Origin of the sequence: Aquabacterium sp., assembly GCF_049317225.1 — a bacterium.
Classification (GTDB): Bacteria; Pseudomonadota; Gammaproteobacteria; order Burkholderiales; family Burkholderiaceae_C; genus Aquabacterium.
Map to the genome: position 1 here is coordinate 1 of NZ_JBMOIR010000014.1, position 13,412 is coordinate 13,412.

Annotated in this window: 12 protein-coding genes; 4 read left to right on the forward strand and 8 right to left on the reverse strand. The window is 59.1% G+C overall.

Translation table 11 applies throughout. The features are described 5' to 3' along the window. Positions 1 to 28: 28 nt before the first annotated feature. The 3 genes from pnp to tsaD form a co-directional block, all read right to left on the reverse strand. Positions 29 to 2,302 (reverse strand): polyribonucleotide nucleotidyltransferase, encoded by a 2,274-nt coding sequence (gene pnp / locus ACOYNB_RS10005; protein ID WP_422838945.1) that lies wholly within the window; start codon positions 2,300 to 2,302, stop codon positions 29 to 31. A 200-nt stretch (positions 2,303 to 2,502) separates the two neighbouring features. After that, the gene (rpsO, locus tag ACOYNB_RS10010; RefSeq protein ID WP_422838946.1) at positions 2,503 to 2,772 is read right to left on the reverse strand and encodes a 30S ribosomal protein S15; all 270 of its coding nucleotides are present in this window, start codon (positions 2,770 to 2,772) and stop codon (positions 2,503 to 2,505) included. Positions 2,773 to 2,926: 154 nt separating this feature from the next. Beyond that, entirely contained in the window at positions 2,927 to 4,006 is a 1,080-nt protein-coding gene (tsaD, locus tag ACOYNB_RS10015; RefSeq protein ID WP_422839006.1) for a tRNA (adenosine(37)-N6)-threonylcarbamoyltransferase complex transferase subunit TsaD, read from the reverse strand. 254 nt (positions 4,007 to 4,260) lie between these two features. On the opposite strand from tsaD, the gene ACOYNB_RS10020 reads away from it, so the two are divergent. The 3 genes from ACOYNB_RS10020 (at position 4,261) to ACOYNB_RS10030 (ending at position 7,467) form a co-directional block, all read left to right on the forward strand. Continuing rightward, positions 4,261 to 5,505 carry a CmpA/NrtA family ABC transporter substrate-binding protein gene (locus tag ACOYNB_RS10020; protein ID WP_422838947.1) on the forward strand — a complete coding sequence of 415 codons (1,245 nt, stop codon included), beginning with the start codon at positions 4,261 to 4,263 and terminating at the stop codon, positions 5,503 to 5,505. 223 nt (positions 5,506 to 5,728) lie between these two features. After that, positions 5,729 to 6,640, forward strand: coding sequence for a nitrate ABC transporter permease (gene ntrB / locus ACOYNB_RS10025; protein ID WP_422838948.1), 912 nt, complete (start codon positions 5,729 to 5,731; stop codon positions 6,638 to 6,640). 26 nt (positions 6,641 to 6,666) lie between these two features. Beyond that, positions 6,667 to 7,467 carry an ABC transporter ATP-binding protein gene (locus tag ACOYNB_RS10030; RefSeq protein ID WP_422838949.1) on the forward strand — a complete coding sequence of 267 codons (801 nt, stop codon included), beginning with the start codon at positions 6,667 to 6,669 and terminating at the stop codon, positions 7,465 to 7,467. A 145-nt stretch (positions 7,468 to 7,612) separates the two neighbouring features. On the opposite strand, the gene lgt is transcribed toward ACOYNB_RS10030, so the two are convergent. From lgt to ACOYNB_RS10045, 3 genes are all read right to left on the reverse strand, one after another. Continuing rightward, the gene (lgt, locus tag ACOYNB_RS10035; RefSeq protein ID WP_422838950.1) at positions 7,613 to 8,419 is read right to left on the reverse strand and encodes a prolipoprotein diacylglyceryl transferase; all 807 of its coding nucleotides are present in this window, start codon (positions 8,417 to 8,419) and stop codon (positions 7,613 to 7,615) included. A gap of 104 nt (positions 8,420 to 8,523) precedes the next feature. Then, positions 8,524 to 10,374, reverse strand: coding sequence for a dihydroxy-acid dehydratase (gene ilvD / locus ACOYNB_RS10040; RefSeq protein WP_422838951.1), 1,851 nt, complete (start codon positions 10,372 to 10,374; stop codon positions 8,524 to 8,526). A 51-nt stretch (positions 10,375 to 10,425) separates the two neighbouring features. After that, a complete protein-coding gene (locus ACOYNB_RS10045; RefSeq protein ID WP_422838952.1) occupies positions 10,426 to 10,683 on the reverse strand; it encodes a TIGR04438 family Trp-rich protein in 258 nt (85 codons plus the stop codon). A gap of 119 nt (positions 10,684 to 10,802) precedes the next feature. Between ACOYNB_RS10045 and ACOYNB_RS10050 the strand changes: the two genes are divergently transcribed. Further along, positions 10,803 to 11,114 (forward strand): c-type cytochrome, encoded by a 312-nt coding sequence (locus ACOYNB_RS10050; protein WP_422838953.1) that lies wholly within the window; start codon positions 10,803 to 10,805, stop codon positions 11,112 to 11,114. Positions 11,115 to 11,243: 129 nt separating this feature from the next. Here ACOYNB_RS10050 and ACOYNB_RS10055 read toward each other — a convergent pair whose 3' ends face one another. Together ACOYNB_RS10055 and ACOYNB_RS10060 are read right to left on the reverse strand one after the other, a co-directional pair. Next, complete coding sequence (locus tag ACOYNB_RS10055) at positions 11,244 to 13,046, reverse strand: cation acetate symporter (protein WP_422838954.1); 1,803 nt, start codon at positions 13,044 to 13,046, stop codon at positions 11,244 to 11,246. Then, entirely contained in the window at positions 13,046 to 13,354 is a 309-nt protein-coding gene (locus ACOYNB_RS10060; RefSeq protein WP_374255585.1) for a DUF485 domain-containing protein, read from the reverse strand. The genes ACOYNB_RS10055 and ACOYNB_RS10060 overlap by 1 nt, the downstream gene beginning before the upstream one ends. Positions 13,355 to 13,412: the final 58 nt, after the last annotated feature.

Genomic DNA, 13,412 nt, shown 5'->3' on the forward strand with positions numbered 1-13,412 from the left:
TTACCAACAACCAGTTTCTTCATACGGCTTATTGCTGCTGTTGTTGCTGACCTTGAGCGCCTTCACCCTGATCGCCGGGCTGTTGCTGCTCGGCACGGGGTGCACGCTCACGACGCTCACCACGGTCGCCGCGGTCACCACGATCACGGCGGTCACCACGATCGCCGCGATCACGACGCTCGCGCGGCTGCTCTTCAGGCATGCCCTCAGGACGCTCCAGCAACGCCTTCATGGACAGCTTCACGCGACCCTTGTCATCGGTCTCGAGGACCTTGACCTTCACGATCTGGCCTTCCTTGAGGTAGTCGGTGACGTTCTCGACGCGCTCGTGAGCAATCTGGCTGATGTGCAGCAGACCGTCCTTGCCAGGCAGCAGGTTCACCAGCGCACCGAAGTCGAACAGCTTGGTCACAGCGCCTTCGTAGACGGCGCCGATTTCGACTTCAGCCGTGATTTCGCCGATGCGCTTCATCGCGAAGTCAGCCTTGTCAGCGTCAGACGAAGCGATGGTGATCACGCCGTCTTCAGCGATGTTGATCTGGCAACCGGTTTCTTCGCACAGACCACGGATGGTTGCGCCACCCTTGCCGATCACGTCACGGATCTTCTCCGGATTGATCTTCATGGTGTACAGGCGAGGCGCGAACTGGGAGATTTCGGTGTTGGCCGAACCCATGGCTTCCACCATCTTGCCCAGGATGTGCAGACGGGCTTCCTTGGCTTGCGCCAGCGCGACTTGCATGATTTCCTTGGTGATGCCCTGGATCTTGATGTCCATCTGCAGAGCGGTCACACCAGCGGTGGTACCGGCCACCTTGAAGTCCATGTCGCCGAGGTGATCTTCGTCGCCCAGGATGTCAGTCAGGACGGCGAACTTGTTGCCCTCCTTGATCAGACCCATGGCGATACCAGCCACGTGCGCCTTCATGGGCACGCCGGCGTCCATCATGGCCAAACAGCCACCGCAGACGGAAGCCATGGACGAGGAGCCGTTGGACTCGGTGATTTCAGAGACCACGCGAACGGTGTAGGCGAAGTCGTCCTTGGCAGGCAGCAGCGGCACCAAGGCGCGCTTGGCCAGACGACCGTGGCCGATTTCGCGGCGCTTGGGCGAGCCCACGCGACCGGTTTCGCCGGTGGCGAACGGAGGCATGTTGTAGTGAAACAGGAAGGTGTCCTTGAACTCGCCAGCCAGTGCGTCGATGCGCTGAGCGTCTTGCTCGGTACCGAGGGTGGCAATCACCAGAGCCTGGGTTTCACCACGGGTGAACAGAGCGGAGCCGTGAACGCGAGGCAGCACACCCGTGCGGATCTCGATGGGACGCACGGTACGTGTGTCGCGACCGTCGATGCGTGGCTCGCCGGCCAGGATCTGGCTACGGACGATCTTGGCTTCGATGTCGAACAGCAGGCCTTCGACCTTGACCGCATCGAATTCGACGCCTTCAGCAGCCAGAGCAGCCTTCACTTCAGCGTAGGCGGTGCGGCATGCCTGGGTACGAGCTTGCTTGGAGCGGATTTGGTAAGCGGCGCGCAGAGGACCTTCGGCCAGGCTGTTGACCTTGGCGATGAAGGCCTCATCCTTGGCGGGAGGCTGCCAGTCCCACTCGGGCTTGCCAGCTTCACGAACGAAGTCGTGGATGGCCTGGATGGCCACATTGCCTTGCTCGTGACCGAACACCACGGCGCCCAGCATCACGTCTTCCGACAGCTGGTCGGCTTCGGATTCCACCATCAGCACAGCGGTTTCGGTGCCGGCAACGACCAAGTCCATCTTGGACTGAGCCACTTCGGCCAGGCTGGGGTTCAGCACGTATTCGCCGTTGAGATAGGCAACGCGGGCGGCGCCAATCGGGCCGTTGAAGGGGATACCAGAGATCGACAGCGCAGCGCTGGAGGCGATCATGGCGGCAATGTCAGCCTGCACTTCAGGGTTCAGCGAGACAACATGGATGACCAGTTGCACTTCGTTGTAGAAGCCTTCGGGGAACAGGGGGCGGATCGGACGGTCGATCAGACGCGAGGTCAGGGTTTCGAGCTCGGAAGGCTTGGCTTCGCGCTTGAAGAAGCTGCCAGGGATCTTGCCGGCTGCGTAGGTCTTCTCGATGTAGTCAACGGTCAGGGGGAAGAAGTCCTGGCCAGGCTTGGCACTCTTGGCACACACGACGGTGGCCAGCACGGTGGTGCCTTCGATATCGACCAGCACGGCGCCAGTGGCTTGACGTGCGATTTCACCGGTTTCCATGGTGACAGTGTGCTTGCCCCATTGGAAGGTCTTGGTGACTTTGTTGAACATGGTCATGGATGAGTCTCCGATTGAATGAGGGCAGTTCCCCGCCCTCCTTGTTTGGCCAACACTCAATCGCGATGCCATTCCAGCGAGGTTGAGGCCTCAGCCTCGTTGGAATGACACAGCGTTCGCAGGAGTCGAGTGGCTGGCGTTAAAAAACAAAAAGCCTGTGCTGGAAGGGTCCAGACAGGCTTTTTGTCGTCATATGGTGCTTACTTACGCAGGCCCAGCTTCTGGATCAGAGCGACGTAGCGGCTAGCATCCTTGGACTTGAGGTAGTCCAGCAGCTTGCGACGACGGCTGACCATACGCAGCAGACCGCGACGACCGTGGTGGTCCTTCTTGTTGGCCTTGAAGTGAGGGGTCAGTTCGTTGATGCGAGCAGTCAGCAGGGCCACTTGCACTTCAGGAGAACCGGTGTCGTTAGTGGCACGGGCGTTGTCCTTGATGATGGCTGCGGTGTTGATGTCTGCGACGGACATGTTTGTTTCCTGAAAAACAGTGCAGGCCTGCCGCCTTCTAAAAAAAGAGGCAACGAGGCTTCTGCGTTGAACTTGCGACACGAGGTGAAACCGACCCCGGTCGTGCGAGAACATGACACTTTAAGAGCGTCAAGCCTTTGAGTATAGCAAGAAGTTAGATTGCGGCCAAATCCCAGCGAGGCCTCACATCGAAACTCGGCTCGATAACCAGAGTCGCTTTGCCGGCTTGCAGACGCATGGCCGCAGCCAGCGCAATCATGGCACCGTTGTCGGTGCACAAATGCAGCTCAGGGTAATGCACCCGGATCTGGCGGCGCGCGCATGCGCGATCCAGTTGCTCGCGCAGGGACCGGTTGGCCCCCACCCCGCCAGCAACCACCACGCGCTTGAGTCCTGTGCTCTTCAGCGCTGCCAACACCTTCTTGACCAAGACTTCCACAATGGCGGCTTGCGTGGATGCGGCGAGATTGGCCAAAACCGGCTGCGCCTCTTGTGCCGCCAACAAGTCGGGCCGATCCAGCCACCCCAAGCGCACCAAATGCGTGCGGACGGCCGTTTTCAGGCCCGCAAAGGAGAAGTCCAGATTGCCGCTGTGCAGCATGGGTCGAGGCAAATCGAACGCCTGAGCGTCACCCCCCACCGCCAATTTGGACAGATGGGGGCCACCCGGATATGGCAACCCCATCAATTTAGCTGACTTGTCGAAGGCTTCGCCGGCTGCATCGTCGACCGTTTCACCCAGCAACTCGTATTGCCCGACCCCGTCAACACGCATGATCTGCGTGTGCCCACCTGAAACCAGCAGCGCAATGAACGGAAATTCAGGCGGATCCACCGACAAGAAGGGAGAAAGCAGATGCCCCTCCAGGTGGTGCACACCCAGCAAGGGCTTACCCAACGCGGCCCCCAGCGCACACGCAACCCCTGCCCCGACCAACAGCGCGCCAGCCAGTCCGGGGCCACGCGTGTAAGCCACCACGTCAATGTCCGCCATGGACTTGTTGGCATCCGCCAGAACTTGCCGCGCCAACGGAACGACGCGTCGGATGTGATCCCGCGAAGCCAATTCCGGCACCACACCACCATAAGCTTGGTGCATGTCGATCTGACTGTGCAGAGCGTGCGCCAACAACTGAGGCGCACCACGCTCTGGCAACGAGACCAAGGCCAACCCGGTTTCATCGCACGACGACTCCACGCCCAAAATCAGGCAGGGCCGCCCCGTTGCGGGCATGAATTCAGACTTGCTTGCAGGTGCTTCAGACATACCTGAAGTGTAGACCGGAGAAACACACACAAAATCTGGCACAGGTATTGCTTAATACAAACCAAGCAAAGTCAACGGCGATTTTGCGAGTCTTGGGCGCCCAAAGATGGGTCCCAAGCATTGACAAAGGTGTCATCGACGGGCCTTCGTGTCTCATTTCGAGATTCGAGGGGCCGACGGGGACACCTTTTTTGTTTTTCAAACCCGGAAAGCCTTGCACCATGAACTCGCAGGATCTGAACCTCTCTCGCCGCACCATTTTGAAAACTGCCGCTGCAGCGGGCGCCGTGGGCGCTGTGCCAGGACTGCAGAGTGCTGTTTGGGCCGCAGGCTCGGACAAGCCTGAGTTGGAGGAGGTGAAGATTGGCTTCATCCCTTTGACGGACTGCGCCTCGGTCGTCATGGCGTCTGTCTTGGGGCTCGACAAGAAGTACGGCATCAAGATCATTCCCTCCAAAGAGGCCTCCTGGGCCGGCGTGCGCGACAAGCTGGTCAATGGCGACCTGCACATGGCACATGTTCTGTATGGTCTGGTGTACGGCGTTCAGATGGGCATCGGCGGCCCCAAGAAGGACATGGCTGTGCTCATGACCCTGAACAACAACGGGCAAGCCATCACGCTGTCCAAGGCGCTCGCAGACAAGAAAGCCGTTGACGGTGCATCGCTGGCCAAGTTGATGAACACGGAAAAGCGTGAATACACCTTTGCGCAGACCTTCCCGACCGGCACCCATGCCATGTGGCTGTATTACTGGCTGGCCACTTATGGCATCAACCCGATGAAGGATGCCAAGGTGATCACGGTGCCACCACCCCAGATGGTGGCCAACATGCGCGTTGGCAACATGGATGGCTTCTGCGTCGGCGAGCCCTGGAACCACCGCGCCATCATGGATGGCATTGGCATCACGGCAGCCACCACCCAGGACATCTGGCAAGACCACCCCGAAAAGGTGCTCGGCTGCACCGACGAGTTCACCAAGAAGTACCCCAACACGGCTCGCGCCGTGATCATGGCGATCCTGGAAGCCAGCAAGTGGATTGATGCAGGCCTGCAAAACAAGCTGAAGATGGCCGAAACCATTGCCGCGAAATCCTATGTGAACACCGGTGTCGACGCGATCAACCAACGCATCCTCGGCCGCTACCAAAATGGCCTCGGCAAGACATGGGACGACCCGAACCACATGAAGTTCTTCAATGACGGCAAGGTCAACTTCCCGTACCTGAGCGACGGCATGTGGTTCATGACCCAGCATAAGCGTTGGGGCCTGCTGAAGGACCACCCGGACTACCAGGCCATCGCCAAGCAAGTCAACAAGATCGATCTGTACAAGCAGGCTGCATCAGCAGTTGGCGCAGCCATCCCCAAGGACGTGATGCGCACCAGCAAGCTCATTGACGGCACCGTTTGGGATGGCAAGGACCCGAAGAAATACGCCGACAGCTTCAAGCTGAAAGCCTGACCCCACTTCTGGTTGCAAGCAGTCCGATTCGTTCGTTTCGCATTGTTCACTGAGTCCCGCTGAGACCGGCCTGCCGGGGCGCCCTCGAAGGCACCGGCGGTGCGATACACGCACCAGACCAGGTCATCCGATCAGGATGGCCCCGCAAGCCACTTTTACCGATCAACGAACGGGCAGGCCCTGCCCACCCTTGATTTCCTTTTGTTGACGCCAGGAGCCCACCATGGTCAGCGCCGTATTTCACAGCCCCACCGAAGCCAGCGATGCCTTGCGCGCAGATGCCGTCAGCATCAAGCCCAACGCGACACCCGTCATGACCACCTCGCCCACCCAAGCAAATCAAGCCAGCACCCAACCCGCCATCGACTGGAGCGGCTGGGCCTTGCGCCTGCTGCCCCCTTTGGCCGGCATCGCCCTGCTCATCGCCATTTGGGGACTTCTCACCATGAAGGAAGGCAGCGCCTTCCCAACCCCAGCGGCAACATGGGACGCTGCTGTCACACTGTTCTCTGACCCGTTTTACAGCAACGGCCCCAATGACCAAGGCATTGGCTGGAACATCCTGTTCTCACTCAAGCGTGTGGCCATGGGCTTTGGTTTGGCGGCCCTGGTCGGCATCCCGATGGGCTTTCTGATCGGCCGATCAAAGATCGCCAGCAGCATGCTCAACCCGATCATCAGCCTGCTGCGCCCCGTCTCGCCGCTCGCCTGGCTGCCCATCGGCCTGATGGTCTTCAAGTCAGCTGATCCCGCTGCCATCTGGACGATTTTCATCTGCTCGATCTGGCCGATGATCATCAACACCGCCGTGGGCGTGCAAAGCGTCCCCGAGGACTACCTGAACGTAGCCAAGGTCCTGAACCTGTCGGAATGGAAGATCACCACCAAGATCCTCTTTCCCTCGGTGCTGCCCTACATGCTGACCGGCGTTCGTTTGTCGGTGGGCACGGCCTGGCTGGTGATCGTCGCGGCCGAAATGCTGACTGGTGGCGTCGGTATCGGCTTCTGGGTGTGGGACGAGTGGAACAACCTCAACGTTCAGCACATCATCATCGCGATCTTTGTGATCGGCATCGTCGGCCTGCTGCTGGAGCAAGCGCTCGTCAGCCTGGCCAAGCGTTTCAGCTTTGAGTGAATCAGCACCCCACCAAGGAGTCAGACATGAGCAAGTTCATTGACATTCAAGGCGCCGAAATGGTGTTCAACACCAAAAAGGGGCGATTCCATGCCCTGCGCGACATCCATCTGGGCATCGATAAGGGTGAGTTCATCGCCTTGATCGGGCATTCAGGATGCGGCAAGTCGACGCTGCTGAACCTGATTGCCGGGTTGCTGCTGCCTACCGACGGCGGACTCATCTGTGACAACAAGGAAATTGCAGGGCCAGGACCAGAGCGAGCCATGGTGTTTCAAAACCACTCGCTTCTGCCTTGGCTGACATGCTTCGACAACGTCTACCTGGCTGTTGAACGTGTGTTTGGCGGCAAGGAGAGCAAGGACCAACTGAAAAAACGCACCCAAGAGGCACTCGAACTGGTCAACATGGCCCACGCAACCCACAAGCGCCCGAATGAAATCTCGGGGGGCATGAAGCAGCGTGTTGGCATTGCCCGTGCGCTGGCCATGGAGCCCAAAGTGTTGCTGATGGACGAGCCATTTGGTGCACTGGACGCCCTCACCCGCGCGCACCTTCAAGACGAGTTGCTCAAAATCGTGGCACGAACCAAGAGCACAGTCGTGATGGTGACCCACGATGTGGATGAGGCGGTTCTGCTGTCCGATCGCATCGTGATGATGACGAATGGCCCGGCCGCCACCATCGGTGAGATCTTGGAAGTTCCACTGGCGCGCCCGCGCAATCGAGTGACCTTGGCCGAAGATCCAACTTACATGGCCTGCCGCAAAGCAGTCCTGGACTTTTTGTACACGCGCCACGGCGTGTCACACAAACAGGCGGCCTGACCCCATCAAAATTTGCACATATCAAATGCTGGCACACCCCTTGCTTGAGTGAATGGGACGGGTTGATTCGCCAGAGCCAGCCCGTCTTCCTCAGCGGGGGTCAGTGGGTCCGCGAAACGCCACAGACCTCTTTAGGCCTTCCAGTTCACTCGGACTGGAAGGCATTTTTTTGTGCCATTCCCCAAAACAGTGCACCTAACACAATCATGGGAACGCACAGCCACTGGCCCATGCTCATGTTGAGCGCCAGCAAGCCCAGGAAACTGTCTGGCTCCCGGAAGTACTCCGCCACAAAACGGAACGTGCCATAGCCCATCAAGAACATGCCAGCCACCGCACCTTGCGGACGCTGTGAACGGGCATACCACCAGAGCAACACAAACAGCAGCATGCCTTCCAGGCTGAACTGATACAACTGAGAAGGATGGCGTGGCGTGTCGGTACCCGACTGCGGAAAGATCATGGCCCACGGCAAGGACGGGTCGGCCGCCCTGCCCCACAACTCACCATTGATGAAGTTGCCAATGCGCCCGGCAGCCAAGCCCACAGGAACGCAAGGGGCGACCAAATCCGCCACTTCAAAAAAGTGCTTCCCCTGGCGCCAAGCGTAGAAGGCCATGGCCCCGATCACACCCAGCAGGCCACCATGAAACGCCATTCCACCTTGCCAAACAGCCAAAATCTCGCCCGGATGCGCCAAGTAGTAATCCGGCTTGTAGAACAGGACATAGCCCAGTCGGCCACCCAGTACCACCCCCATCACGCCAAAAAAGAGCATGTCCTCGACCATGTGACGCGTCCATCCACGCTGCACAAATGCAGGCTGCCGAATACGCAGTGCAGCCAAGACATAAAAGCCGGCGAACGCCATGAGATAGGTTAGGCCATACCAATGCACCTTGAGGGGCCCCAGGGCGATGGCGATCGGATCAAATTGGGGATGAATCAGCATGGCGCGAACGATAACCGATGTTGTGTGTCAAAAGAAAAAAGGCCCGTCCAAGACGGGCCTGATTGCGCTCAGCGGGACACACGGGGGACGTGTGCCCGAGCGACTCAGCGCTTCAACTGCGTCAAGTCACGCACCGCGCCGGTATCGGCCGAGGTGGTCAGCAAGGCATAAGCCTGCAGGGCTGCGGACACCACGCGCTCACGGTTGGCCGGCTTCCAGGCCAAGGCACCCTTGGCTTCCATGTTGGCACGGCGCACGGCCATGTCGGCATCGCTGATGGCCAGATGGATGCGACGATTGGGGATGTCAATTTCGATGGTGTCGCCATCTTCCACCAGGGCGATGGCACCACCACAAGCAGCCTCAGGTGAGGCATGACCGATCGACAGCCCCGATGTACCACCCGAGAAGCGGCCATCGGTCAGCAAGGCGCAAGCCTTGCCCAAGCCGCGACTCTTCAGGTACGAGGTGGGGTACAGCATTTCCTGCATGCCCGGACCACCCTTGGGGCCTTCGTAGCGAATGATGACCACGTCACCGGCTTGCACCTCTTCACCCAGGATGCCGGCCACGGCGTCATCCTGGCTTTCGTACACGCGCGCCTTGCCGGTGAACTTCCAGATGGACTCGTCCACACCAGCAGTTTTGACAATACAACCCTTTTCAGCGATGTTGCCGTACAGGACCGCCAGGCCACCATCAGCGGTGAAGGCATGGGTCTTGGAGCGGATCACGCCCTTTTCGCGATCCAAGTCCAATGCCTTCCAGCGACTGTCTTGCGAGAAAGCCACCTGCGTGGGGATACCTCCCGGCGCAGCCTTGTAGAAGGTGTGAACGGCTTCGTCGGTCGTGACCGACACGTCCCACTTGGCGATGGCGTCAGCCATGGTGGGGCTGTGAACGGTGGGCACATCGGTATGCAGAAGACCACCACGGGCCAGTTCGCCCAAGATGGCCATGATGCCGCCAGCGCGGTGCACGTCTTCGATGTGCACGTCGGGCACTGCAGGGGCCACCTTGCTCAGGCAAGGCACCTTGCGGGACATGCGATCAATGTCGGCCATCGTGAAGTTGACACCGGCTTCACGCGCGGCGGCTAGCAGGTGCAACACGGTGTTGGTCGAACCGCCCATGGCCACATCCAGAGCCACGGCGTTTTCAAAGGCCTTGAACGTCGCGATGTTGCGAGGCAACGCGGACTCGTCGTCCTGTTCGTAGTAGCGCTTGGCCAGTTCCACAATGGTTCGACCGGCTTGGCGGAACAGCTTTTCGCGGTCCGCATGGGTGGCCACGATGGTGCCGTTACCGGGCAAAGACAAGCCCAGCGCCTCGGTCAGGCAGTTCATCGAGTTGGCCGTGAACATGCCAGAGCACGAACCGCAGGTCGGGCAGGCAGAGCGCTCGACCACATTCACTTCTTCATCGGAACAGTTCTTGTCCGCGGCCTTGACCATGGCGTCCACCAAGTCCAGCGCGATGACCTTGCCTTCGATCTTGGCCTTGCCGGCCTCCATCGGACCACCGGACACGAAGATCACAGGGATGTTCAGTCGCAGCGCGGCCATCAACATGCCGGGCGTGATCTTGTCGCAGTTGGAAATGCACACCAGCGCGTCGGCGGTGTGGGCATTGCACATGTACTCGACGCTGTCAGCGATCAGGTCACGCGAAGGCAGCGAGTACAACATGCCGCCATGACCCATGGCAATGCCGTCATCCACCGCGATGGTGTTGAACTCTTTGGCCACACCACCGGCTGCCTCGATCTCGCGCGCGACCAGTTGGCCCAAGTCCTTGAGGTGGACGTGACCTGGCACGAACTGCGTGAAGCTGTTGGCGATGGCGATGATCGGCTTCTCGAAGTCACCGTCCTTCATGCCTGTGGCACGCCACAAGGCACGGGCGCCAGCCATATTGCGACCGGCGGTTGAGGTACGGGAACGATACTGAGGCATGAAATGACTCCGGACTGGATTCGGTAAAAGACTGATTTTATCTGTTGAGCATCAACGGCGCTTGTTCTTGTCTTGTAAGCCCAAAGCGTCAATGCTTTTCTGGCGTCGCGCCTCACGCTTGGCGTCGATCTTGTCCATCTCACGCTGACGCGTCAGCCCAGACCAATCTGACCAAGACCACCACAACACGGCCAGCAGAAAGGGCAACAGCATGGCCCACCAGTGATCACCCCAGGTCCAGGCACCAATCGGCCCGATACCAGCGAAATTCATGATCAACATCAAGACGCCCACGACGACAAGCCACATGATTTACCCTTTACGTTTGAAACACAATTCAGGACCGGCGTAATATGTCAACGGCCCCGTTGTTTCGGCGTTAAAGAAACACCCCTCAACTGTAATTGACTGAAGCAGAAGGAATCACCATGAAAGTCCTCGCCCCCGCCCTGACTGCACTGGCTTTGACCGCCATCACAGCCGCCCCCGCTCTGGCCAACCAAGATCTGGCCCAAAAGAAGGGCTGCCTGGCATGCCACGGCGTCGACAACAAGATCGTCGGCCCTTCGTACAAAGATGTGGCCAAGAAGTACAAGGGCCAAAAAGGCGCTGACGCCATGCTGGTTCAGAAAGTGATCAAGGGTGGCGCTGGTACTTGGGGCCCCGTGCCGATGCCTGCCAACAACGTGACCGAAGCCGAAGCCAAGCAACTGGTTTCTTGGGTTCTGTCTCTGAAGTAATTCTTCGGGACTCGCTTCTGGAGCACAAAGCCCGCAACTGACGTTGCGGGCTTTTTCTTTTGGGGCATCCGTCCAATGAAAAAGGCCGACTTTCGTCGGCCTTTCTGTGACTGGGACACAGTCCGGGGATCAGTGGCCGGAAGGACCTTCTGCACCCATACCGGTTTCGGAGCGAATTTGCTGCGCCTCGAAATCAGCACGCTCCTTCTTGGCTTGGTCGCTGTTGTCCAGGATGGAGAACAACCAGACGCCCACAAAGCCAATCGTCATGGAGAACAGTGCAGGCGAGCTGTACTGGAACCATGCAGAGCCCTTGGCATAGCCAAGCGTTGCCTCCCACACGGCTGGCGACACGATGGTCAGGCCAACCGAGCTGATCAAGCCCAGGAAGCCACCGATCACGGCGCCTTTGGTCGTGCAACCCTTCCACATCATGGACAGGAAGAGCACTGGGAAGTTGGCCGATGCGGCAACCGCGAAGGCCAGCGACACCATGAAGGCAATGTTCTGCTTCTCGAACGCGATACCCAGAGCCACAGCGATCACACCCAACGCAGCAGTCGTCAGACGGGATACCTTCAGTTCGGACGCGCTGTCAGCCTTACCCTTCTTCAGCACCACGGCGTAGATGTCGTGCGACACCGCCGAGGCACCGGACAGTGTCAGACCCGCCACCACCGCGAGGATGGTTGCGAAAGCCACAGCCGAGATGAAGCCGAAGAACACGTCACCACCGACGACCTTGGCGACCAGCACCGCCGCCATGTTGGCGCCGCCCTTCAATCCACCCTTGGCATCAAGGAACTCGGGGTTCGTCAGAACCAGCGTGATCGCGCCGAAGCCAATGATGAAGATCAGGATGTAGAAGTAGCCGATCCAAGTGGTCGCCCAGAACACCGACTTGCGAGCTTCCTTGGCGTCAGGCACCGTGAAGAAGCGCATCAGAATGTGAGGCAAACCAGCGGTACCGAACATCAGGGCCATGCCGAAGCTGATGGCGGAAATGGGATCCTTGATGAAGCCACCAGGGCCCATGATGGCTTGGCCCACCTTGGCCGGATCGATCTTCTGTGCGGCTTCCAGCGCAGATGCCGCACTGGCGACCGCCTCTGGCGACGAGGCTGCCGCTGCGGCAGAAGCTGCTGCAGCCAAAGCCACATCCTTGCCCTTTGCGGACAACATCGCCTTGACCTCAACACCCTTGGCAAACAGTGCCTCAGGCGAGAACCCGAACTGGCTCAGCACCATGAAGGCCATGAAGGTCACACCAGACAACAGCAAGCAAGCCTTGATGATCTGCACCCAGGTCGTCGCGGTCATGCCACCGAACAACACGTACACCATCATCAGCACGCCCACCAGCACCACTGCAACCCAGTAATCCAGGCCGAACAGCAGTTTGATCAGCGAACCTGCGCCCACCATTTGCGCGATCAGGTAGAAAGCCACCACCACCAAGGTACCCGAGGCCGCGAAGGCACGGATAGGGCCTTGCTTGAAGCGATAGCCAGCCACGTCAGCAAAGGTGAACTTGCCGAGGTTACGCAGACGCTCCGCCATCAGGAATGTGATGATGGGCCAGCCCACCAGGAAGCCGATGGAGTACAGCAGACCGTCGAAGCCGTTGGCCATCACCGCGGCGGTGATACCCAGGAACGATGCCGCCGACATATAGTCACCAGCAATGGCCAGACCGTTCTGGAAGCCGGTGATGCCGCCGCCGCCCGTGTAAAAGTCAGCTGCAGAACGCGTCTTGGCAGCAGCCCATTTCGTGATCCACAGCGTTGCTGCCACGAACAAGGCAAACATGATGATGGCGGTGTAGTTGGTGGCCTGCTTGGTCGTCTGACCCAGGTCACCACCCGCTGCCATCGCCCCACCAGCAGCCATCAGGCCGGCCAGCGCGAGGAGTGCTTTTTTATTTCCGAACATCACTTGGACTCCTCTTTCAGGATTTCAGCCGTCAGTGCGTCGAACTCATTGTTCGCACGGCGCACATAAAAGCCGGTAATCAGCACCGTGAACACGATGACACCCATCCCCAAGGGCACGCCTAGGGTGGTGACACCGGCGCCCAAGCGCTGTGCCAAGAAAGGTTTGTTGAAAGCGATCAAAGCGATGAAGCCGTAATAGACGATCAACATCACGATGGCCAAGGTCCATCCAAACGAGCTACGTTTGGCCTTCAACTCTTGGTATTTCGGGTTCTTTCCGATACGGGCGATTGCCGAATCTGTCATTGCACACTCCTGGTCGATCGTGTCGACTCGTTTGACGAATGCTGGACCGCAGAGGGAC